Origin of the sequence: Ensifer sp. SL37, assembly GCF_026672675.1 — a bacterium.
Classification (GTDB): Bacteria; Pseudomonadota; Alphaproteobacteria; order Rhizobiales; family Rhizobiaceae; genus Ensifer; species Ensifer adhaerens.
Genome location: NZ_JAPPRN010000001.1, coordinates 862,956 through 884,242, shown reverse-complemented (window position 1 = coordinate 884,242; position 21,287 = coordinate 862,956). Strand labels below are relative to the sequence as shown.

Here is a 21,287-nt window from a genome sequence, read left to right as displayed (position 1 = left end):
CATGGCCCGTAAGAACCTGATCGGGATATCGGAGGAACGCGTCGACGATGCCAACGGCGTACCTGGCAACGACCGGCCGATCGCCGGGCTGATGGCCGGTGCCCGCCCCCCGACTGCTGTCGGTGGCATCACCCGGTCGCTGTCGAACATCACGCAGAAGGTCGAACGCGCCCAGGAGCTCGAGCGGCAACTTGCCGAAGGGCGAGCGGTCGTCGAACTCGATCCGGCGCTCATCGACGCATCCTTCATCGTCGATCGCCTCGGGATTGCGGCCGACGCGCAACTGAGCCTCGCTGAACAGATGCGAGAGCACGGACAACAGGTGCCCATCCTGGTCCGGCCGCATCCAACCATCGAGGGGCGATACCAGGTCGCCTACGGCCATCGCCGCCTGGCTGCTGCCCGCGACATCGGTAGCAGTGTTCGTGCGGTCGTTCGCAATCTCAATGACGAGCAATTGGTCGTCTCGCAGGGACAGGAAAACAACACCCGTTCCGACCTCTCCTTCATCGAGCGCTCGCTCTTTGGCAGCCGCCTTGAGGATCGCGGGTTTTCGCGTGAGATCATCATGTCGGCGCTGGGTGTCGACAAAGCCGCCCTGTCGAAGATGATTTCTGTTGTTCGCCGGCTACCGATTGCGCTGATCGAGGCCATCGGACCGGCACCATCGATCGGACGGCGCCGTTGGTTTGAACTCGCTGAGCTTCTCGCACAAGATGGCAAGCCGGAGGCCGCAGCCGCCTTCACGCAAAGCCGCGAATTCCAGAAGGCCGGCAGCGATCAGCGTTTCGACGCCTTGTGCACTTTCTTAAGCGCCTCCAGGGCGCGTGCCCGGCCTATCCCATGGCTGGCGCCAGACAACACAACCCCGGTGCGTATCCGTGAAACGGACGTCGAGACGACGCTTGCCTTCAACAGCAAGACGGCACCAGGCTTTGCAGATTTCGTGAGGCAGAGGCTCAAATCTCTGTACCTCGAATATCAAGAGGAAACAGGAGACTAACTGAGCAAAAGAAAAAGGCTCCCGAACGACTAGCGCTGCGGAAACCCTTCTCTCGTGTAGCAACTAGAGAATCCCATTTCCGCGAATCGGTGTCAAGAGTTTTCAACGTCGTTTCGGCGAACGGATTTCTTTTGCCTTGGAAAAGGTGAAGAAGAATGGATCGTGGGATTGTCACGACGCCCTTCGGGCGGCGGTCGATGACGCTTGGGATGTTGGCACACCAACTTTCCAGCGCGTCGGCCGTCGACGACGGGAGCGTCGACAAGTGGAAATTGTTTCGAACGGTATGTGCCGCCAAGACCAGCCTTGGGGTTTCCGACCGTTCGCTTGCGGTGCTGAACGCACTGCTGTCCTTTTACCCAAAGGCCGAACTCGACCCGGCCGCCGGCCTCGTCGTGTTTCCGTCGAATGCGCAGCTTTCGCTCCGTACGCACGGCATGGCCGAGACGACGCTGAGGCGGCATCTGACGGCGCTTGTCGAGGCTGGGCTCATCCTCAGGCGCGACAGTCCCAATGGCAAGCGTTACGCCCGACGTGACCGCAAGGGCGCGATCGGCCAGGCCTTTGGCTTCGATCTCGCACCGATGCTTGCACGGGCGTCCGAGTTCGCAGCGGAAGCGGCACGGCTGGAAGCGGATCGTCGCTACCTGCAGGTGATGCGCGAACGTCTGAGCCTTTGCCGGCGCGACGTCGTCAAGCTCGTCGAGCTCCTGCGCCAGTCCGATGTCCTCCAAGCGGAAGAAGCGGAAACGCAGTGCCAGGCGGTCTACACGGCACTGTCGCGCAAGCCGCTGATCACCGAAGTGGAGCGCGCCCTCGCCGTTTTGTCGGCACTCCGCGACAATCTGACTAATTACCTGGAAAACTTGCTGAAAACGCAGAATACGGCTGCCAATGAACGCCAGTATGAGCGGCACATACAGAGTTCAGAATCCGATTATCAATCTGAATCTGAAAACGCTTGTGAAAGACCTGAAGCGGCATTTTCGGATCTGGCTGGCACCAAGACGTCATGCACCGCGGATGATGATACCGTTGCAGGCAGTGCAAAGTCGCCCGGCCTTTCTCGCCTTCACGATCATATCGGCGCGCTGCCGGTGGTGCTGAAAGCCTGCCCGCAGATCCGTGACTATGGACCAGCGGGGCGAATTGGCAACTGGCGGGACATGTTCCTAGCCGCAACCGTTGTCAGGACGATGCTCGGCGTCAGCCCGGAGGCCTACGACGAGGCGTGCACGGTGCTTGGTCCCGAAACGACGGCAACGGTACTCGCCTGCCTTCTTGAACGATCCGAGCACATTCATTCGGCCGGGGGCTATCTGCGGGCCCTGACGCGCCGCGCGAGAAACCAGACATTCACCGTGTCGGCGATGCTGTCGGCGCGCTTGCGAGCCCAGGCTGGAGTGGTCGCCGTGAGCGGATGAACAGCGACAGGGGGCATGAGCGTCGCCTCTCGCGGAAACGCTTTGGCTTGTCTGTGACGTTGAAATGCGGGACACTGTAAGTGCAGGGATTCGTTGACATCTCTACGTTATTCTTACGTCTGAGATTGTTTTCAGACCCTCGCCACCCATCAGAAAACATTGCTGTTTCTCCTTCTTTTGGAAAGGAAGGGGCGGTTCAGTTCCGTTGCGCGGACTCAGCGTACAAGACTTCGAATTTCTCGATCTCGAGCCGAATGATTGAGCGTCCTCCCTTGTTAGAGCCCGTTCTAGCGGCAGAATCCGTTCAGGTGGCGAACTCGCGGGCTGTTGCCAGCTGTCAACAGGTTGCTGGTTTAAAGCCGAGCGCCCTCCCCCCAAAAAGCTGGGTCGCGAAAGGGTAAACTAAAGCGACAAAGCACCAAGCATAGTTGGATCTCACTGCCGCGTGATTGCGAACACGGTATGGCTGGGGGAAACAGCGAGTATGGTACTCAACTCACTGACCGGGTTTGGCGTTGATAGACGAGAGATCAACACGGTTGACAGCTGTCAACACATTGGCGTGCGCCGAGACACCATGCAAGTCCTGTTTGAATAGAAATATTCGCCCCGTCGTCGCTTGCGAAATCAGGCGGCGCAGCTTGCTGGTCTTCAAGCGGTGGAGAAAGCGTCTCCTGCCTGTGGGGGAAGTGATTCTCATGTTACGTTCCACATCCGCAGGAACCGTTTATTTTCAAAATGCGATACCAGTCTCCCGATCCCTACCATCCAACGCTGATCCCGCTGATGATTTCGGCGGAAGACGCCTTGGCGCGCCTCGATGAGCGCACGAACCGTCATGTCGTCGAAGACGGGTACCGCGAGCGCGGGCATTTCTTCGACGCGACTGCAGCACTTTGGGTGGCCGGCGAACTCGTTCATGTCGAGGATCTCGTGCTGCACGATGCGCACATGGACGCGCGAGCGCCGACCCACGAGTTGACCATCGCCCATTCGGTCCTGAAAGTCCGCCGCCGCATCTGGCTCGGCGAGCCTGGTTGGGCCCTTTCTGCCCAGGGGCTTGCAGCACTCAGCGGCGAACAGAGCCCGGTCCCGGAGCTCGATATCCCTTCACTTGCGCCGGCCGAAACACGTCAGGCGGCGGGTGTCGATCGTGAGCCGGAGCGGGGCGAGCCGGAGGACGACGGCGACAGCAATCCGATGGCGGCCGAATTCGCGGCCATCGACGCCGCCATCGCTCGCTCGCAGCGCCTGCTCGATGCGCATGACCAGGACACGCTGGAAGTCGCGGAACGGACGGCGTTAGCGACAGCCCGCGAGCCGATGGGACAGCTCGGCCTGCTCTTCGACGAAGAGTGGGATGAGGAAGTGCGTCTTGACGAATGGCGCCAGATGGTGGCAGCGGCTGATCAGCTGCCGCCCTGTCTTGGAGCCGCCTTGCTCTTCGATGCCTGGGAGCGGAGGGAGCCTCTGCGCCGTCAGCATTGGCTGGGGTCATTGTTGGTCGGCGCTTACCTGCGCTCCAGAGGCAAGGTCACCTCGCACCTGCTGTCGTTCAACACCGGGCTAAAGACCATCCGCTATGAGCGACGGAGGTCCCAGGACGCACTGACCCGCTGGAGCGCCTTTCTGGAGGCGATGACGGTGACGGCGGATCTCGGTCTCAAGGAACTCGACCGTTTGTCGCTTGCGAAGACCCAGATGGACATGCGCATTCGCGATCGTCGTTCCAACAGCAGTCTGCCGGCCCTGATCGACCTGGTTCTGTCGCGGCCGATCGTATCGGCAGCTTTGGTCGCCAAGCATGTCGGGGTGACGCCGCGCGGCGCGCTGAACCTCGTTCGAGAGCTTGGCATCCGCGAGATGACCGGCCGCGGGCGTTACCGCGGCTGGGGCGTGCTTTGAACCGGCGGCAGCGCGGAAAGCTTGCCGCCGGACCGTATAGGCGTCAGCCCATCGTGATCACGATCAACAGAACGAAGATCACCGGCACCAGCGTCAATGCCGGAATGATGATCGCCGGGTAGCCGAAGGCGACGATGGCGAGCAGCCAGAGCAGCGCGCAGTTGATCAGAAACAGCACCTTGGCCGTCTGTGAACCTTGCACGGCCTCCTTGAGCATCCAGCCGAACACCGGCACGTGGTAGACAAGTCTCGCAATCATGGTTTTTCCTTTGCGTGGGTGGCCGCATTGGGGGGACAGGCGGCGCGGGTTTTATTCAAGGGCGTGTCGTCTCGCCGGTCTGTTGTCGGGTGAAGCCGGCGGTCGCTTCGAGGCGTTCGGGATCGAGGACACGCATTGTCTTCGGGTGGCTGAAGTCGATCAGGCCCTCGCGCTTGAAACGGTTGAGACAGCGGCTGACCGTTTCGACGGTAAGGCCAAGCCAATCCGCAAGGTCGGCGCGGGTGAGATGGAGATGAAAGCTCAACCGGGCAGGGGCGCCGTTACGGCCGGTCCGATTGAACAGGCGCGATAGTTCCACCAGCGCACTGGCGACTTTCTCGCTGGCGGTCTTGCGACCGAGCAGCGTGGCATGGATCTGCATGCGGTGAAGCGTCGTCTTCAACTCGCTGGCGACGGCCGGATTGGTGGCGTTGAGATCCGCGTCACCCAGAGGCTCGATGCGCGCGATACTCAGCGTTTCGGCGGTGGCGATGTTGCGGCCGTCGATAGTGAAGCCGAAGAGCCGGCCCGGTCCGAGCACGTCGGTGATCTGGCGGCGACCGTCGTTGAGAAGTTGCGAAAGCACGACGCAGCCGTCAACGACACGGTAGAGCGCGCGGTTGCGTCCGCCCTCATAGAGCAGGGTCAGGTTTTCGCCGACGACACGACTACGCGAGGCCGGGCGAGGCGGCCTTATCGAGGACGCGCGAGGGGGAGCCGCTGGCGCGGCAGTGGTGATCAGGGTTTCTGGCATGAAAAACGTCCGCATGACCGACGCAAGGAGGCGTGATGCCCCGATGCCGACGGGCGTCGAAGGAGGATGTTGACAGCTGTCAACGGAGGTCAAAGCCGGATGACGACCTGTGGCGGGCCTCGCGGACGGGCATTGGGTGCGTGAACTTGTGGCACCGGTCGAACTGCCGCAACCCGGATCGCAGGTGTGCGGTTTGCCTCCAGGCGCTCGCTGAGAGAACCGTCCGGCGGCGTCAGCAGCGTCCAGAAGAACCGACAGGCGCTGCAAACATGTTTATGGCCGGGCTGGTCTTTGCCGTCTTCACCCAAACCGGTCTGGCAAAAATCGGGCAGGGAACCGTCGGGCAGGGCATAGAGCGCCAGTTCGGCCGCCGGCAGGCGAGTGGCCAGGGCAGGGCCGAGATGGGCAAAACCAAGCAGGAACAGGGCCGCGGCGCAAAGCATGCGCACGGCATTGTTCCATCTGATCTTCTCGCGACGTGTCATCGCCCCGGCTCGTTCCTGTTTCGATGGGGCAGAGATTGGCGACCGGCTTGATAAAGCTCAATGTGGCAAACCGCGCAGGGGCAGAATGCCGCAGCCAGAAGAACACCGCGCCTCCGATTGGGGCGCGGCGATTAACCTATTGAATTATATTGTTATTGTTGCGAAATTGGCGGGCAGGGATCAATCCTCCTCGACAAAAACCTCGTGGCGCTTGGCCTTCACACTCGGCAGGAACACGACGACGAGCACCAGGGCTGCGATCAGAAGCAGGATGGCGCTGATCGGTCGAGTGACGAATGTCGTCGGGTCTCCGCGCGACAGGATCATGGCGCGGCGGAGGTTTTCTTCGAGCAGCGGTCCGAGCACGAAGCCGAGCAGCAGCGGAGCGGGTTCGCAGCGCAGCTTCAACAGCAGGTAGCCGACGAGGCCGAAGAAGGCGACGGCATAGAGGTCGTAGACATTGGAGTTGACGCTGTAGACCCCGATCGAGCAGAACGCCATGATGATCGGGAAGAGCACGTAATAGGGGATCTTCAGCAGCTTCACCCAGAGCCCGATCAACGGCAGATTCAGGACCACGAGCATCAGATTGCCGATCCACATCGAGGCGATGATGCCCCAGAAGAGGGCGGGCTGTTCGCTTGCGACGTTCGGACCGGGCACGATGCCCTGGATGATCATCGCGCCGATCATCAGCGCCATCACCGGATTGGCGGGAATGCCGAGGGTGAGCAGCGGAATGAACGAGGTCTGCGCGCCCGCATTGTTGGCGCTTTCCGGACCGGCGACGCCGGCAATCGCACCGTGGCCGAACTCTTCGGGATGGTCCGAGACGCGCTTCTCCACGGTGTAGGAAGCGAAGGCCGCAAGGATTGCGCCGCCACCGGGCAGAATGCCGAGCGCCGAACCGATGATGGTGCCGCGCACGACCGGCGCGAACATGCGCTTGAAGTCGTCCCTGGTCGGCATCAGGTCGGTGACCTTGGCCATCAGCACCTCGCGGGTGCGTTCGTTTTCAAGGTTGCGCAGGATCTCGGCGATGCCGAAGACACCGACGGCGAGCGCTACGAAGTTCAGGCCGTCGGCATATTCCCGGATGCCGAGGGTAAAGCGCGGTGTTCCGGAATAGATATCGGTGCCGACGAGGCCGAGCAGGAGGCCGAGGGCGACCATGGCCAGCGCCTTGACGATCGACCCGTGCGCGAGTGCGATCGAGGAGACGAGGCCGACGATCATCAACGAGAAGTACTCGGCAGCGCCGAACTTCAGGGCGATTTCGGTCAGGGGCGGCGCGAAGACCGCGACGAGGAAGGTCGAGACGGTGCCGGCAAAGAATGAGCCGAGGGCAGCGATTGCCAGGGCGGCGCCGGCCCGACCTTTACGGGCCATCTGGTATCCGTCGATCGCGGTGACGGCTGACGACGATTCGCCCGGCATGTTGATCAGGATCGCCGTGGTCGAGCCGCCATACTGCGCGCCGTAATAGATGCCGGCGAGCATGATCAGCGAGGAGACCGGCTCAAGTTGGAAGGTGATCGGCAGCAGCATGGCGATGGTCGCCGTTGCGCCGATGCCCGGAAGGACCCCGATCAGGGTGCCGAGAAGCACGCCGATGAGGCAGAAGAGCAGGTTGGCGGGGGAACCGGCGGTTACAAAGCCGAGCGCGAGATTGTTGAAAAGTTCCATTGCGCGTCTCCTAGAATTGGACCCAGGGGCCGAAGCGCTGGAAGGGCAGGCCGAGACCATAGCTGAACACGGCGACGGAGAAGGCCGTCAGCGCTGCGGAGAGCGCCAAAGCCATAAGCGGCGTCATGCGGCCGGAGGCAAAGCAGGCGATGAGTGCCGTGAAAAACAGTGCCGGGACGAAGCCGAGACCGCGGACCGTGAGGCCGAAGAAAACCGGCGCCGGCAAAATGAAGAGCATGCCACGCAGCGCAATCGCGCCGATCGGCTCCCCCTGGACGCGGGTGGACTGTACGAGGATCACGATGCCGAGGAGCGTCAGGATGATCGCGAGCACGAGGGGGAAATAGCCAGGCCCCATGCGGAAGGCTGTGCCGAGCTCGAGGTTGAAGGCCTGCCAGGCGAAGAACAGGCCGACCGCGGTCAGGATCCCGCCGCAGAGCGCATTGGTGCTATCGAAGGAGAGTGATTTCATCGTGTCCCCATTTGTTTTCGCGGGGTAGCCGGGCCGAGGCGTCGACGGCCTCCCGCATTGGCATTGCCGGCTCGCGCCGGGTTCGCACATTGGGCAACGTCGCGTTGACAGCTGTCAACCGCTGTTGACGGCGCCTGTCCGGACACCGTCGGGAACATGCCCATGTCAGAACCGCCGCGCCCCGAGATGGCTCGAGAGCGCGGCGCGATGAGCGGTGGATTAGTCGGCGTACTGGCCGGCCGCTTCGATCACCGGCTTCCAGCGGGCGATCTCGCCTTCGAGCTTGGTCTTCAGCGCGGCCGGGGTGGCGTCGGCGTCCGAAGACGGCTCGGTGCCGAGTTCGCCGAAGCGGGCAACCACGTTCGGATCCTTGAGCGCCACCTGCAGCGACTTCGACAGGCGTTCGGTCACTTCAGCCGGCGTACCCTTCGGCGCGTAGACGCCGTGCCAGATGCCAACCTGCAGGTTCGGCAGACCGCCTTCGGTGGTCGTCGGCAAGTCCGGGAAGACCTTCAGGCGTTCGGGCGAGGTGACGGCGTAAGCCTTGATCGTGCCGCCCTGAATCTGCTTGGTGGTGTTGGTCGTCTGGTCGCACATGATGTCGACCTGACCGCCGAGGAGATCGGTCATCGCCGGACCGGTGCCCTTGTAGGGAACGGTGGTCAGCGGCGTTTCGATGGCGCTCATGAACATCATGCCGCAGAGGTGCGAGGCGGCGCCGATGCCGGCGTTGGCGACGGTGACCGTGTCCTTGTTCGCCTTCACATATTCGACGAGACCCTTGAGGTCGGTCGGTTCGAGGTCCTTGCGCGCGACGATGGTCATCGGCACTTCGGTGACGAGGCCGACATATTCGAAGGCGTTCAGCGTGTCATAGGCGAGTTTGCGGTAGAGCGTCGCGCTGGTTGCCATGCCGATGTGATGGAGCAGCACGGTGTAGCCGTCCGGATCGGCCTGGGCGACGCGACCGGCGCCAAGCGTACCGCCGGCGCCGCCGACGTTCTCGACGATGATCTGCTGGCCGAGGTCCTTCGACATGGATTCAGCAACCAGGCGCGCAACCGTGTCCGTCGGGCCACCGGCGGAGAAGGGCACGACCATGGTGATCGAACGTTCGGGGTAGGTCTGTGCGTTGGCGGAAACGGCAAAAATGGAAAGGGCGGCAACGGCGCCGAGCAATGCGTTGAGGGTTTTCATCTTCTTCCTCCCGGATGAAATATGGCCAGCCGGCAAGGTTTCCTCCCACGCCGGTGCTGGATGCCCCCATTTGCGGACGCAATCTTAGCACAGACAACGGGCTGTCCGCACGATCCGACGCATTTGTCAGGAGCCTGGATCGGCTTTGGGTGGATTCGGAAACATGGCGGTGCTCGCGTGGGTGGATTTCCACCCATCGCGCGCTTGGCTGCGCGCCGCGGGAACGGCCTTAGAGGCCGGTGCGCCGCTTCAGATCGGCGATTTCGTCGGCGGTGAGGTTACGCGCAGCACCCTTCGGCAAATCACCGAGAGCGATCGTCCCGATCGAAACCCGCAGCAGCCGCAGCACTTCGAAGCCGAGCGCATCGAGCATGCGGCGAATCTGGCGGTTTCGACCCTCTTCGAGTTCCACCTCGATCCACATGTTGCGGCCGCCCACCCTTAAGCGTTCGGCCCTGGCGGCCCGCAACATCTCGCCGCCTTCGTCGATGCCGGCGACCATTTGCGCAAGCTGCGCGTCGTCGATCTGCCCGGTCAGTTGCACGTGATAGACCTTGCCGACATGGGTTTCCGGATCGAGCAGCCGCTGCGCAAGCACCGTGTCGTTGGTGAACAGCAGAAGGCCCTCGCTCGCCTTGTCGAGGCGTCCGACCGGCGACAGATGGGTGGAGTCGATGTTCTTCAGGCAATCGAAGACCGTCGGCCGGCCCTCCGGGTCATGCCTGGTCGTCACCAGCCCGCGCGGCTTGTTCAGCATCAGGTAGACCTTCTCTTCGGCAAGCACGGCCTTACCGTCGACGGCGAGACGGTCCTTGTCGACATCGACCCATGCGGTGAGGTCAGTTGCCTTGCGCCCGTTGATGCTGACGCGGCCTTCAAGCACCAGTTTCTCGGCCTGCGTGCGCGAGCAGTAACCAAGCTTGGAAAGGGCGCGGGCGACCGTCACGCGTTTTCCCGTATCGGCCGCGGGGCGGCGGCCGGTATCTCGGGCGGCTGTCGGTCGCTTCTGTTTCACGTTCTGGTCTTCCGGTTGCTGGTCATCTTGTGCAGCATGGTCCCGCCTGCGAGCATCGCCGGCGGCACGATCTCGACATCAGCCGATCTTGCTATAGTCGATCCGCCGGGCGAGCCAGCAGCCGATCGTCAGCCCCGTCACCTTGCCTTCTGCGTCACGCGAAACGACTACGGTCCAGTCTCCCGGTGCCGGCGCGTCCATCGAGCGTTTGCAGCGCAGCAGCCAGACATCTTCGGCGAGTGGCCGCAGGGCGTGCATGGCGCCTCTGCCAAGCGATCCGTCGAAACCACCATAGAAGACGCCGTTGGTGGAGACGATGTCGAGATCGGCATCGAGTTCTGCCGCATGGTAGCGGCCGGCGATATCAGGCTTGGCGGCGCCAGAGATGCGCGCGGCGTGAACCGTCAGGTTCTCACGCGGGCGCTCCATGTGCAGCGAGGCGCCTTCCACGCGAAGGGTAACGGCCGCTGACTGCGCGCTGCCATCCGGACCGACCGCAAGCGTTTCGGCACCCGTGGCGAAGTTCAGCGCGACGCGGGATTTGCCGGCGGGCCTGGTAACGAGTGCGAGGCCCGTTTCCGGATCCAGATAGCTGCCGGTGCCGTCGGCATCCCAGTTGCCTGTCGCGGGCTCTGCATCGCTGTGGCCAAGGGCGACCTTCATCAATGCGGTCGCCGCCGCATGGGCGTCGGCTTCATGGTTGAACATCACCACGACCGAAAGGCGCTCAGCGGGCGCGTAGAGCCTGCGGCTGCGGAAGCCGCGCAGCGCGCCGCCATGGCCGGTGATGGCGACGTCGCCGATCTTTTCATGCGCAAGGCCGAACCCATAATGGGCCGGGCGGCCATCGGCATAGGTCTGCGGTACGGACAGGCGGCGATAGAGACTGTTTTCGTCATTCCACGTCCGGTCGATGAAGCATTCCCAGGCGAGCATATCGTTGAGCGAAGCGGAAACACCGGCATCGCCGGCCCAGTAGATGTTGTTGGCCGCCTCGAAATAGCCAGCCGTCTCATTGCCCTCGTAGCCGACGATACCGTCGGGGGGCAGGCTCGTATCGGCGGTGAGGGCAGCGGTCTGCATGTCGGCCGGGCCGAACACGGAACGCTGATAGAGCTCGGCCATCGAGCGCCCGGTATGCGCTTCGATGAGGTCGGCGAGAATGCGGAAATTGCCGTTCGAATAGGAGTAGCGCGTGCCCGGCTCGAAATGGGTCGACCGCGCGGAGGAGAGCAGGGACCGTGCGTCCTCGCGGCGGAAGACGCCGTCGTGCCTGGCGCCTTGCAGCACGGTCAGCGCCCAGTAGTCGCGCAGCCCCGACTGGTTGTGACAGAGATGGGCCACGGTCGGGCGCTTGCCTTCGAGCAGAGGCAGGTAGGCGTCGAGCGCGCGGTCGAGCTTTGCCGGATCGCCGACGACGTCCAGAAGCACGGCGCAGGTCATCTGCTTGGTGATCGAGCAGATCGGTACGCGGGTTGTCGCCGTCATCGGCCTGCGGGCGGTCAGGTCGGCATAGCCCCAGCTGTAGCCGAGGATCACCTGACCATCCCGGACCACACCGGCGACGCCGCCGGGACCGGGATAGTGTTGGGGCAGGGCTTTTAGGGCGCGTTCGAGAGCGGAAAGTTCGGAAGTGGTCATGGCGCTGAAGGATCGGTCCGACGAAGGGCAGGGCGGTGTCTGCCTTCGTTCGTACCGTCCCCTCCCGGCACTTGCAATGCCGCGCCGACAGCTCTCCTCAGCCGGCGCCTGCCTGGGCGTGATAGAGGCGGCTGTAGGCGCCCTTGGCGGCCAGCAGCGTTGCATGCGGTCCCTGCTCGCGAATGCCGCTGCCGTCGACCACGACGATGCGGTCGGCATCGCGGATCGTTGCCAGCCGGTGCGCGATGATCAGCGTCGTGCGCCCCTTGGAAAGCTCGGCGAGCGACTGCTGGATTGCTCTCTCGGTTTCCGTGTCGAGCGCCGAGGTGGCCTCGTCGAGAATGAGGATCGCCGGGTTTTTCAGGAACATGCGGGCGATCGCCAGTCGCTGTTTCTGTCCGCCGGAAAGCTTGACGCCGCGTTCGCCGATCACCGTGTCCATGCCGTCGGGCAGGGCGGCGATCATGCCGTCGAGCCGGGCGCGCCGCGCCGCTTCCAGGATGTCGGCTTCGTTTGCTCCGAGCCGGCCATAGGCGATGTTGTCGCGAATGGTGCCGGCAAAGAGGAAGACATCCTGCTGCACGATACCGATCTGGCCGCGCAGCGACGACAGGGTGATGTCGCGGATATCGGTGCCGTCGACAGTGATTGCGCCTTCCATCACTTCGTAGAAGCGCGGCAGAAGCGAGCAGATCGTCGTCTTGCCGGCGCCCGACGGGCCGACGAAGGCGATCGTCTCGCCGGCGCGGATCGCGAGGTCGATATTCTGGATGATCGGCTTTTCGGCGCTGTAGCCGAACGAGACGTTGCGGTAGGTGATGTCGCCCTTGAGGTCAGCGACGCCGGTCGCACCGGTACGATCCTCGATATCGGGCTCGGTTTCCATCAGTTCGAGGAAGCGCTTGAAGCCGGCGATGCCCTTCGGATAGGTCTCGATCACCGAATTGATCTTCTCGACCGGCCGGAAGAAGACGCCGACCAGAAGCAGGAAGCTGACGAAGCCGCCATTGGTCAGCTCGCCCGTCAGCACGAAATAGCAGCCGGTGATCATCACGATCAGCTGCGTCAGCCGCATGCTCATGTAGCTCAGTGACGTGCTGGCCGCCATGATGCGGTAGGCCTCGAGCTTGGTGCGGCGATAGTTCTGGTTCTCAGTCTCGAACAGGCTGCGCTCGTGCGCCTCGTTGGCGAAGGCCTGGACCACGCGCATGCCGCCGACATTCTCCTCGATACGGGCGTTGAAGTCTCCGATACGGCCGTAGAGACTGCGAAAATTCCGGGTCATGCGCCCGCCGTAGCGGCTGGTTACCCAGGCGGTCAGTGGCACGACGGCGGCGGTAATCAGCGCCAGCTGCCAATGCACCATCAGCATCAGGATCAGCGCACCGATGAAGGTCATGACGGCAATGAACAGATCCTCCGGACCGTGATGCGCGACCTCGCCGATTTCTTCCAGATCCTTGGTGAGGCGACCGACGAGATGGCCGGTCTTCTGGTTGTCGAAGAACGAGAAAGAGAGCTTCTGCAGATGATCGAAGGCCATGCGCCGCATGTCCGTCTCGATATTGATGCCGAGCATGTGGCCCCAATAGGTGACGGTTGCCATCAGGCCGGTGTTGAGCAGGTAGACGATCAGCAGCCCCACGGAGGACAGCAGGATCAGTGTCCATTCCTGGCTCGGCAAGAGCTGGTCGACAAACAGCTTCACCGCAATCGGGAAGCCGAGTTCGAGCAGGCCTGATAGTACGGCGCAGGAAAAGTCGAGAATGAACAGGCCGCGATAGGGGCGGTAGAACGCGAAGAAACGCTTCAGCATGCACGTGCACTCACTGGGGGCGGGGGCGCCATGGGCGCTGATAGAAAGATGATTTTTAATGTCATGTTTTTGGATCGAAACCAACCCAGAAAAGCGTGAAAGCGTGTCGGCCACGTGACGCGACCGATGTCTCGTGCACCTGCGAGACGCAATCGGTTCACTTCGGCACCGGTGGGAAGGAAACGTTAACCATAGGCTTCGTAGAAATGGAATCAGCAGAGCAAATCGCCTTCGGTTGGGGACACCGGAAGCGGAGCCATTGCTCGATATCACTACGCGTAGGGCGTCTTTGTGCGTTCGCGTCAACGCACGAAGTCCAGGGGGCAAACGAGACGATGGCAATCAATCAATCAGTGGAAGCCACGGAAACCAACACCATTGTTCCGTTTCCGGTGGTCAGGAGATTGCATGCCATTCGCAGTGCTGCCGCCGAGCTTGAAGATCTGCACGGTGCCGAGGCGCTGCAATTCTGGCGCCGCCGCTGCCGCGCTCTAGCGGATGAGCTCTTTGCCTGCGGATGTTCGGAAGACGAAGTGCGCCATCAGGTTCTGGTTTTTCAGGACGAGGTGCAGATCGAGCTGCAGCATCGCCACCTCTCGCGTCTTTCTGCAGGCGCGATGAGCCAGTAGCCGCTGCGTCTCAAGCCACCGGCAATTCCGGATCCCAGGTAAACAGCTCCTTGGCCCTCGCGATGCCGCGCAGCGCAAAGCGGCCGAGCGAGACTGCGTGGACCCGTTCATCCGGCGGGCAGGCTTCGACGAAATCAGACGACATGATCATGTGCCGCTCGACGGAACGGCACATCGAGGAAATGCGGCTCACCTCATTGACCGCCGGGCCGACCACGGTGAAATCGAGGCGGGTCTGGCTGCCGATATTGCCATAGAAAACTTCGCCGATATGGAGCCCGAGATAGACCTCGGTGGTCGGCTTGCCTTCGGCCTGCCGGCGGGTGTCGAGTTCCGCAAGCATGCGGCGCAGCTGCCGTTCGGCGGCGATTGCGTTGGCGCAGGCGGTCCCCGGATCGTCGGCATTGAAGATCGCCAGAACACCGTCGCCGATCAGCTTCAGCACGCTGCCGCCATGGTCGTGAATGGCGGTGATCACGGTTCCTGAATAATCGTTGAGAAGCGGGATGATCTCGTCGGGTGCTGCGGTGTCGGAGATGCGCGTATAGCCGCGCAGGTCGGAAAACCACATGACCGTTTCGATGCGTTCGGCCGAACCGCGGGCAATGCTGCCCTTGACGACGCGCTGGCCGGCATCGGCGCCGAGATAAACGTCCGCAAGCGTGCTGATGATCCGCACGCATGAGCCTGCCTTCACCGCCAGCGCAAGCGTTGGCAGCAGGATACGGAGAGCTGCGATGTCATCGTCGCTGAAGCCGCCGTCGCTCCGCGTCGTCCAATAGGAATAGAAACAGTCCATCTCACCGACGCGGCCCTGGTCGGTGAAGTGGTGGATCATGCTGACGCAGTCGGTGTGGCCTTCGTCTTTCAGCTTGTCCAATATGTTGTAGGTGGTGCCCTCGTCGGAGGAAAGCCGGATGCGGCGCTCCGCGGTTCGGTCGCAAAGCATGTGGTAGAAGATCGAATTCTGCCAGTTCAGCAGCGCCTCGCCCGTGGTCGTCGAGCCGTATTGGATGACCTCCGGCGTGATCTCGCTTTCGTCGTTCCACTGGAACGCGCGCCCCTCGAATTCGGGATGCAACGTGTCGATCAACCCGAGCGCGCGGGCAAGGTCGAGACCGGCTGCCCGACATTGCTCGCAGAAGCCGGCAAACAGCTCCGGCTCGTCCAGTCCCTTCAGGCCCTGTTCTGAAAGCCAGAGCACGATATCGCGTAGCTGTTGGTCGTTCATGGCGCATCCCGCTCGGCCGAGGTCGACTGCCTGATGATGTGGTGCATCATCCATAGCCGAACCAGGGCTCAGAGCGAAAGATGCAGTTTGCCCGTTTCGCTCTCCGCCGGCACGGCGCAACAGATCAGCGCTTCGCCTTCGCCGACCGGGAAGGAGGGCTGCGAGGGGTAGGTCACCCTGCCCTCCAGCACTGGCGTCCGACAGGTGCCGCAACTGCCGTTGCGGCAGCCGTATTCCGGCTTCAGGCCACGCGCCTCCGCCAGATCAAGCAGCGTGCCTTCGCCCGGTTGCCAGCGCGCCTCCTTGCTCGACTTGGCAAAGACGACGTGAACCGGGGCGTTCGCCGCCGGTACCATCACCGGGCCAGAACCGCCGTCCGGTCGCCGGGTCAGCGACGACAGCCCGAAGGCCTCCGCATGGATGCGGGCATCGGCGATGTTGAGCGCCCGCAAGCCGTCATAGAGCGACTGGGTGAAGGCGGCCGGGCCGCAGAGATAGAAATCGTAGTCGTCGAAGGGCAGGGTGGCCTTGAGATGGGTGAGGTCGATGCGACCGGCAATGTCATAGTCCTGGCTTTCGATGGCCGTTGCCGGCTGGCTCAGCGCCCGCACCAGACGAATATTGCCCTCGCCTTCCGCGACCAGGTCGGCGATCTCCCGATCGAAGGCGCGCTCTTCCGGCGAGCGGGCGGCCTGAAAGATCCAGGTCGGGCGCGTGCGCCGCTTGCGGCGGCTTTCGGCGACAATGTGCTTGAGCATGGCAAGGATCGGCGTGATGCCGACGCCGGCGCCGATCAGCACGGCGGGCCGCCGCTCGGTTCCATCGATCGTGAAGCTGCCGGCAGGCGCCCGCGCCTCGATCCGGTCTCCAGGCTTCAGTCCGTGCAAGTGCCGGGAAGCCACGCCGTCCTTCTTGACGCTGATGCGGTAGAGACCATCCGTCGGTGCCGAGGACAGCGTATAGCTCCTGACGAGCGGTCTTTCGCCGTCTCCGACGTTGATGCGGATCGGCAGGTGCTGGCCGGCCTGATGGGCCATGAGCCCGACGCCATCGTCCGGCGCGAGGTAGAGCGAGCGGATCGTCGTGCTCTCGTCCTCAACGCGGGCAATCCGGAACGGGCGCCACGCATCGGCAAGGGCCGCGGCCTCAAGCCGGACCTTCGCCTGATCCCAGTCGCCGGTGGAATTGAGACTGGGAGACCAGCCGCCCTCCTCGAAGGCCCAGCGAAGCGGCAGGCCGTCCTCGCGATAAATGACCTTCTCCGGCCGGAAGCGCCACAGGCGTTCGGCGCCCTGAAATGCCGCGACCTCCGGAGAAGACAGGATCACCTCGGCGCTGCCGGTCATCTGCAGCATGTCGCCGGCCGCAAAATCGACGAACAGCAGTCCTGCGCGCGGGTTGACCATGAAATTGCCGAGCGTGTTGAAGAACAGGTTTCCGGAGAAGTCCGGAATCGTCAGCACGCCGTCCTCGCCGATCTGTACGAAACCCGCCTTGCCGCCGCGATGCGAGACGTCGACCTGGCGCTCGCCGCTGTCGCGATCGACGTAGGACGCGACGAAGAAGGTGTCGGCCTTGGCGATGATGGCCCGGGCGCGGGCGTCGAGCACGCGACCATGCACCGGGCGCACCGAGGCCGGCTGGTGCGGGTCGCGAACGAAGGCGAACTGGCGAAGCTGGATATATTGCGGGCAGTTGCCGAAGCTCTGCCGGACGCGGAGCGTGAAGCCGTCGTCGGCATCGCGCCGGATCGCGCCGTTCAACCGGTTCCTGCGCCGGGTTTCGAGCTGGATGCCGAGCATGCCGATGGAGTGCGCGTCCTCCATGCCGGCATCGGCCGGATCATCCCTGTCACGCGGCAACCGTATATCGAGATTCCAGGCGTCCGGCGCCTGCATGAAGCCGGGGGCTGCCGCGCGCATCGTGGCCCAGACATCGCCGCTCGCGTCGACGGCCCCGAACATGGCGAAGGGCAGCATCGGGAAGAATTGCTGGTGCTGCTCCGGCATGAAGCTGCGCACGAAATTGCGCCCGGTCGCATCCATGCGCTCGGCGACGCCGAGGCTGCGCTGGATGGCGAGTTCGCCTTCGTGCCACGGCGAATCCGGCTTTTTCTGCTGTGCGTTGTCCGGCATGGTCGGGTGTCCCGGTTGGAAGGGGGCCGGGGCAGCGTTGCCGCCCCGGGGAGCTTGGATCAGGCGGCGAGGCCGACGGCGGTCTTCTCAAAGCCGACGAAGCCGGGCAGGCGCTCGATGCGCGAAAGCCAGGCACGAACATGGGCGTAGTCGGAAAGGTCGACATTGCCTTCCGGTGCTGCCGACACGTAGCTGTAGAGTGCGACGTCGGCGATGGTCGGCCTTGCGCCTACGAGGAAGTCGTGGCCGGCAAGCTCCGCATCGATCTGTGCAAGCACCCGGTGGGCCCTGGAGATCGCCCCTTCTGCATCCAGATTGGCGCCGAAGACCGTGACGAGACGCGCGGCTGCCGGACCGAAGGCGATGTCGCCGGAGGCAACCGAGAGCCATTTCTGCACCTTCGCCGCCGCGGCCGGATCTTCCGGCAGCCAGTCGATGCGGCCGAGCTTCTTGGCGAGGTAGACGAGGATGGCGTTGCTGTCGGCGATGACCGTGCCTTCGTCGTCGAGCACCGGAACCTGACCGAAGGGATTGAGCGCCAGGAATTCCGGCGCCTTGTGTGCGCGCGCCTTGAGGTCGACGTCGATCAGCTCGTGCGGCACGCCGAGCAGCGACAGGAAAAGCTGCGCCCTGTGCGAGTGGCCGGAGAGCGGATGGCGGTAGAGTTTCATGGGAGATGTCCTCGAAGAGCTTGAGAACCGTCACGGCCCTCCGGCGGTTCGGAATGAACCGCCTCCGAGATCAATCTATGACTTTCCAATTTTTGGCAGTAGAATGCGATTTCGATAGTCTGATTTCCGAATTATGGAAGGATAAAAGTGGACCGTCTCGACGCCATGGGGGTTCTGATCGCCGTCATCGAAAACGGCAGCCTGTCGGCCGCCTCCCGGCACCTCAAGGTGCCGCTGGCCACGATCAGCCGGAAGGTTTCCGAGCTTGAAGCGCATCTGGGCGCGCAACTCATCACCAGGACCAACCGTTGGATCCAGTTGACCGAGGCGGGCCGCGTCTATGTCGAGGCTGCCAAGGAGATCCTTGCCCGCGTCGAAGAGGCGGAACGGGTGGCAGCCGGCGAATACAGCACGATCAAGGGCGATCTGACGGTCTCTGCGCCCATCGTCTTCGGACGCCTGCATGTGCTTCCCGTCGTGGTCGATTTCCTCAAGGCCCATCCCGAGGTCGATATGCGGCTCGCCTTGGGCGACCGGTTCGCCAATCTCGTCGACGATCACATCGACGTGGCGCTGAGGATCGGCAACCTGCCCGACAGCAATCTCGTGGCGACGAAGATCGGCACGGTGCGCCGGGTGGTCTATGCAAGCCCCGATTATGTCGCGCGGCATGGCGTGCTCCGGCACCCGAGCGAACTTGCCGATCACGATTGCATCACCTTCGAAAACGTCACGGCCGCCCATGTCTGGCGTTTCCTCGACGGCGGGCGCGAGCTGGCCGCGCCGATCCGGTCGCGGCTTATCGTCAATACCGCGGAATCCGCCGTCGACGCGGCGATATCCGGTCTTGGATTGACGCGGGTGCTTTCCTATCAGGTGGCGCGCCAAGTGGCGGACGGCCTGCTCGTGCCGCTGCTGGAAGACTTTGAGCACCCGGCGCTGCCGGTCCAGCTCGTCTATCTTCCGCAGGGGCTGGTGCCGATGAAGCTCCGGGCCTTCGTCGACTTCGCCGCCCCGCGGCTGCGCGCGGTCCTGCGATAGTGGGCGGCGGCTAGTCCGGCTGGCTGCGTTCGCCGGTCGTCGGGCGGATGTGTCGGGCGTAGGTTCGGCCGACGCGAATCTCGCTGCCGTCGGAGAGAAGGGCGATGAGCGCGGCGAAGGGGGCCTGCTTCAGCCCCACGATACAGTCCCGGCGCACGATCGAGCTGCGATGCAGCCTGAGGAATTCTGCGGGATCGAGGCGACGCTCGAGCGAGGCGAGGCTTTCGTGGTGCAGATAGGACCGGCCCTCGACGTGAATGCGGACATAGTCGCGTTCCGCCTGAAAGCGCACGACCCGGTCGAGCGCGATCCGCACGAATTCTCCCCGGGCCTTGATCCAAAGGTCGCCGGTCTGGGTTTCGTGCTTGCGCAGCGCCTGGCGCAGCGCCGTCACGGTTTCGTTGAGTTCGAGCACCCGCTCGGCGCTCGTGCGTGCGGCGATTGCGAGGCGGGCTCGCTCGATCGCGGTGCGCAGGCGGCTGGATTCGATCGGCTTGGTGACATAGTCGACCGCGGCGGCTTCGAAGGCGCGCAGCGCATAGTGGTCGAAGGCGGTCACGAAAACGACTGCGGGTGCGTGGTCGCCCAGCCGTTCCAGGACATCGAAGCCGGTGCCGCCCGGCATCTGGATGTCGAGCAGGATCGCGTCCGGCGAAAGCTCGGCAACCATGGAGCAGGCTTGCTGCACGTTGCCGGCCGTTCCCACCACCTCAACGGCGGGCATGGCGCCGAGCAGGCGCAGAAGGCGCCGCCGCGCCAGCGGCTCGTCGTCGATGACGAGGATCGAAAGCGGAACAGTCTGGATTTCATTCATGCAAGCCTCAGCGGCATTGTGATTGCAGCTCTGAAACGACCGGGCGTGACGAGACCCGAAACGCAGGCGCCGACGCCGGGAAAACGAGCCTGGACGCGATCGGCTACATTCTTGAGTCCGATCCCCGTGCCCGGCCTCCGCTCGGTTTCGGGTGCTGCCGCAATATCGTTTTCGACGGAGATTTCCAGCGCATGGCCCACTTTGGCGGCGCTGATGACGATTTCCACCTGATCCGGCGAGCGGCTGACCCCGTGCTTGACGGCATTTTCGATCAGCGGCTGCAGGATGAGGCTTGGCACCAAGGCATCCTCGAGACCGGTGTCGATGTCCATTCGGAGCCTCATGCGGTCGCAATAGCGCTCGCCCTCGATATGCAGGTAACCGGCCTGGAGCGCGAGTTCGTCGGCAAGCCGCACGTCGTGCAGCGGGTCAAGCTCCAGCGTCGTGCGCAGAAAGTTGGACAGCGACATCACCATGCGCGTCGCGGCAAGGGGCTGCCCCTCCTCGATCAGGCCGGTGATGGAGTTCAGTGTGTTGAACAGGAAATGCGGGTTGACCTGGTAGCGCAGCGCCCGCATCTGTGCGGCGAGTGCCTCCTCGCGCGTGATCGCCAGGCGTCGCTCGCGCTCGCGCAGTTCGAAGCTGTAGAGCAATGCCACGAAGAAGAAGGACCAGCCGACGAAGGTCGCCATGCTGTAGACCAGCGTGTAGCCGATGCTGGTCCAATCGGGCGTGATCGGGTCGGGACGCACGATGAAAAGATAGAGAAGAAAGTCGGCGCCGGTGTTGGCGATCGCAGCCATCAGAGCGGTCGTAAAGCCGACGACGATCTTCAGCGCGATGTGTTGATGGCGGACGCCGAACATCGCAGCGGCGATGCCATAGGAAAAGACCATGCCGCAGGACATCAACAGGAGCTTGCCTGGCGCGGACATGATCGGGTCGATCCCGAGGATCGCCCAAAGAATGCTGCTGATGAGGAATTCCACGAACCAGTAGAGAAAACCGAGCCAGAGCGTCGCGCGCCGCACGCTGGCGATGTAAGCGCTCTCGTCCACCGATCTTGCGTCGTCCTCAGGTTTCATGGCCATTTTTATCCTTCAACCGGC

20 protein-coding genes are annotated in these 21,287 nt (G+C 63.3%); 5 read left to right on the top strand and 15 right to left on the bottom strand.

Going from position 1 to position 21,287, the window contains the following annotated elements; genetic code table 11:
* The first annotated feature begins 1 nt into the window (after position 1).
* Both repB and repC read left to right on the top strand, forming a co-directional pair.
* Positions 2-1,003, top strand: coding sequence for a plasmid partitioning protein RepB (repB, locus tag OVA00_RS03990; RefSeq protein ID WP_255381177.1), 1,002 nt, complete (start codon positions 2-4; stop codon positions 1,001-1,003).
* Positions 1,004-1,158: 155 nt separating this feature from the next.
* A complete protein-coding gene (repC, locus tag OVA00_RS03985; protein ID WP_268088072.1) occupies positions 1,159-2,427 on the top strand; it encodes a plasmid replication protein RepC in 1,269 nt (422 codons plus the stop codon).
* A 496-nt stretch (positions 2,428-2,923) separates the two neighbouring features.
* On the opposite strand, the gene OVA00_RS03980 is transcribed toward repC, so the two are convergent.
* The gene (locus OVA00_RS03980) at positions 2,924-3,082 is read right to left on the bottom strand and encodes a hypothetical protein (protein WP_268088071.1); all 159 of its coding nucleotides are present in this window, start codon (positions 3,080-3,082) and stop codon (positions 2,924-2,926) included.
* 83 nt (positions 3,083-3,165) lie between these two features.
* Between OVA00_RS03980 and OVA00_RS03975 the strand changes: the two genes are divergently transcribed.
* Positions 3,166-4,332 (top strand): RHE_PE00001 family protein, encoded by a 1,167-nt coding sequence (locus OVA00_RS03975; protein ID WP_060582304.1) that lies wholly within the window; start codon positions 3,166-3,168, stop codon positions 4,330-4,332.
* 43 nt (positions 4,333-4,375) lie between these two features.
* Here OVA00_RS03975 and OVA00_RS03970 read toward each other — a convergent pair whose 3' ends face one another.
* The 9 genes from OVA00_RS03970 to OVA00_RS03930 all read right to left on the bottom strand — a co-directional run bounded on the left by OVA00_RS03970 (position 4,376) and on the right by OVA00_RS03930 (position 13,657).
* On the bottom strand, positions 4,376-4,591 hold the full coding sequence (locus tag OVA00_RS03970) for a hypothetical protein (RefSeq protein WP_034787730.1): 216 nt from the start codon (positions 4,589-4,591) through the stop codon (positions 4,376-4,378).
* A gap of 55 nt (positions 4,592-4,646) precedes the next feature.
* Entirely contained in the window at positions 4,647-5,345 is a 699-nt protein-coding gene (locus OVA00_RS03965; RefSeq protein WP_162727332.1) for a helix-turn-helix domain-containing protein, read from the bottom strand.
* An 89-nt stretch (positions 5,346-5,434) separates the two neighbouring features.
* Complete coding sequence (locus OVA00_RS03960) at positions 5,435-5,830, bottom strand: hypothetical protein (RefSeq protein WP_268088069.1); 396 nt, start codon at positions 5,828-5,830, stop codon at positions 5,435-5,437.
* A gap of 180 nt (positions 5,831-6,010) precedes the next feature.
* The gene (locus OVA00_RS03955; protein WP_089042940.1) at positions 6,011-7,516 is read right to left on the bottom strand and encodes a tripartite tricarboxylate transporter permease; all 1,506 of its coding nucleotides are present in this window, start codon (positions 7,514-7,516) and stop codon (positions 6,011-6,013) included.
* Positions 7,517-7,526: 10 nt separating this feature from the next.
* Positions 7,527-7,988 (bottom strand): tripartite tricarboxylate transporter TctB family protein, encoded by a 462-nt coding sequence (locus tag OVA00_RS03950; RefSeq protein WP_034787711.1) that lies wholly within the window; start codon positions 7,986-7,988, stop codon positions 7,527-7,529.
* Positions 7,989-8,207: 219 nt separating this feature from the next.
* Positions 8,208-9,185 carry a tripartite tricarboxylate transporter substrate-binding protein gene (locus OVA00_RS03945; protein ID WP_034787709.1) on the bottom strand — a complete coding sequence of 326 codons (978 nt, stop codon included), beginning with the start codon at positions 9,183-9,185 and terminating at the stop codon, positions 8,208-8,210.
* A 229-nt stretch (positions 9,186-9,414) separates the two neighbouring features.
* Positions 9,415-10,200, bottom strand: coding sequence for a pseudouridine synthase (locus OVA00_RS03940; RefSeq protein ID WP_060517761.1), 786 nt, complete (start codon positions 10,198-10,200; stop codon positions 9,415-9,417).
* Between the two features lie 78 nt (positions 10,201-10,278).
* Entirely contained in the window at positions 10,279-11,841 is a 1,563-nt protein-coding gene (locus OVA00_RS03935) for a D-aminopeptidase (protein ID WP_268088068.1), read from the bottom strand.
* A 97-nt stretch (positions 11,842-11,938) separates the two neighbouring features.
* A complete protein-coding gene (locus OVA00_RS03930; protein WP_268088067.1) occupies positions 11,939-13,657 on the bottom strand; it encodes an ABC transporter ATP-binding protein in 1,719 nt (572 codons plus the stop codon).
* Between the two features lie 335 nt (positions 13,658-13,992).
* Between OVA00_RS03930 and OVA00_RS03925 the strand changes: the two genes are divergently transcribed.
* A complete protein-coding gene (locus tag OVA00_RS03925) occupies positions 13,993-14,286 on the top strand; it encodes a DUF6074 family protein (protein WP_060529299.1) in 294 nt (97 codons plus the stop codon).
* Positions 14,287-14,296: 10 nt separating this feature from the next.
* Here OVA00_RS03925 and OVA00_RS03920 read toward each other — a convergent pair whose 3' ends face one another.
* From OVA00_RS03920 to OVA00_RS03910, 3 genes are all read right to left on the bottom strand, one after another.
* On the bottom strand, positions 14,297-15,517 hold the full coding sequence (locus OVA00_RS03920; protein ID WP_268088065.1) for an adenylate/guanylate cyclase domain-containing protein: 1,221 nt from the start codon (positions 15,515-15,517) through the stop codon (positions 14,297-14,299).
* A gap of 68 nt (positions 15,518-15,585) precedes the next feature.
* A complete protein-coding gene (locus OVA00_RS03915; RefSeq protein ID WP_268088063.1) occupies positions 15,586-17,652 on the bottom strand; it encodes a 2Fe-2S iron-sulfur cluster-binding protein in 2,067 nt (688 codons plus the stop codon).
* A 59-nt stretch (positions 17,653-17,711) separates the two neighbouring features.
* Positions 17,712-18,323: a glutathione S-transferase family protein gene (locus tag OVA00_RS03910; protein WP_268088061.1), complete on the bottom strand. Its 612-nt coding sequence runs from the start codon at positions 18,321-18,323 to the stop codon at positions 17,712-17,714.
* Positions 18,324-18,470: 147 nt separating this feature from the next.
* Between OVA00_RS03910 and OVA00_RS03905 the strand changes: the two genes are divergently transcribed.
* Entirely contained in the window at positions 18,471-19,364 is an 894-nt protein-coding gene (locus OVA00_RS03905; RefSeq protein ID WP_060529296.1) for a LysR family transcriptional regulator, read from the top strand.
* A 10-nt stretch (positions 19,365-19,374) separates the two neighbouring features.
* Here OVA00_RS03905 and OVA00_RS03900 read toward each other — a convergent pair whose 3' ends face one another.
* Together OVA00_RS03900 and OVA00_RS03895 are read right to left on the bottom strand one after the other, a co-directional pair.
* Entirely contained in the window at positions 19,375-20,178 is an 804-nt protein-coding gene (locus OVA00_RS03900; protein ID WP_034787682.1) for a LytR/AlgR family response regulator transcription factor, read from the bottom strand.
* The gene (locus tag OVA00_RS03895) at positions 20,175-21,263 is read right to left on the bottom strand and encodes a sensor histidine kinase (protein ID WP_268088059.1); all 1,089 of its coding nucleotides are present in this window, start codon (positions 21,261-21,263) and stop codon (positions 20,175-20,177) included. The genes OVA00_RS03900 and OVA00_RS03895 overlap by 4 nt, the downstream gene beginning before the upstream one ends.
* Between the last annotated feature and the right edge of the window lie 24 nt (positions 21,264-21,287).

Coding starts and splice junctions, on each gene's coding strand:
- repB (WP_255381177.1), top strand. CDS start 2: ATGGCCCGTAAGAACCTGATCGGGATATCGGAGGAACGCGTCGACGAT.
- repC (WP_268088072.1), top strand. CDS start 1,159: ATGGATCGTGGGATTGTCACGACGCCCTTCGGGCGGCGGTCGATGACG.
- OVA00_RS03975 (WP_060582304.1), top strand. CDS start 3,166: ATGCGATACCAGTCTCCCGATCCCTACCATCCAACGCTGATCCCGCTG.
- OVA00_RS03970 (WP_034787730.1), bottom strand. CDS start 4,591: ATGATTGCGAGACTTGTCTACCACGTGCCGGTGTTCGGCTGGATGCTC.
- OVA00_RS03965 (WP_162727332.1), bottom strand. CDS start 5,345: ATGCCAGAAACCCTGATCACCACTGCCGCGCCAGCGGCTCCCCCTCGC.
- OVA00_RS03960 (WP_268088069.1), bottom strand. CDS start 5,830: ATGACACGTCGCGAGAAGATCAGATGGAACAATGCCGTGCGCATGCTT.
- OVA00_RS03955 (WP_089042940.1), bottom strand. CDS start 7,516: ATGGAACTTTTCAACAATCTCGCGCTCGGCTTTGTAACCGCCGGTTCC.
- OVA00_RS03950 (WP_034787711.1), bottom strand. CDS start 7,988: ATGAAATCACTCTCCTTCGATAGCACCAATGCGCTCTGCGGCGGGATC.
- OVA00_RS03945 (WP_034787709.1), bottom strand. CDS start 9,185: ATGAAAACCCTCAACGCATTGCTCGGCGCCGTTGCCGCCCTTTCCATT.
- OVA00_RS03935 (WP_268088068.1), bottom strand. CDS start 11,841: ATGACCACTTCCGAACTTTCCGCTCTCGAACGCGCCCTAAAAGCCCTG.
- OVA00_RS03930 (WP_268088067.1), bottom strand. CDS start 13,657: ATGCTGAAGCGTTTCTTCGCGTTCTACCGCCCCTATCGCGGCCTGTTC.
- OVA00_RS03925 (WP_060529299.1), top strand. CDS start 13,993: ATGGCAATCAATCAATCAGTGGAAGCCACGGAAACCAACACCATTGTT.
- OVA00_RS03920 (WP_268088065.1), bottom strand. CDS start 15,517: ATGAACGACCAACAGCTACGCGATATCGTGCTCTGGCTTTCAGAACAG.
- OVA00_RS03915 (WP_268088063.1), bottom strand. CDS start 17,652: ATGCCGGACAACGCACAGCAGAAAAAGCCGGATTCGCCGTGGCACGAA.
- OVA00_RS03910 (WP_268088061.1), bottom strand. CDS start 18,323: ATGAAACTCTACCGCCATCCGCTCTCCGGCCACTCGCACAGGGCGCAG.
- OVA00_RS03900 (WP_034787682.1), bottom strand. CDS start 20,178: ATGAATGAAATCCAGACTGTTCCGCTTTCGATCCTCGTCATCGACGAC.
- OVA00_RS03895 (WP_268088059.1), bottom strand. CDS start 21,263: ATGAAACCTGAGGACGACGCAAGATCGGTGGACGAGAGCGCTTACATC.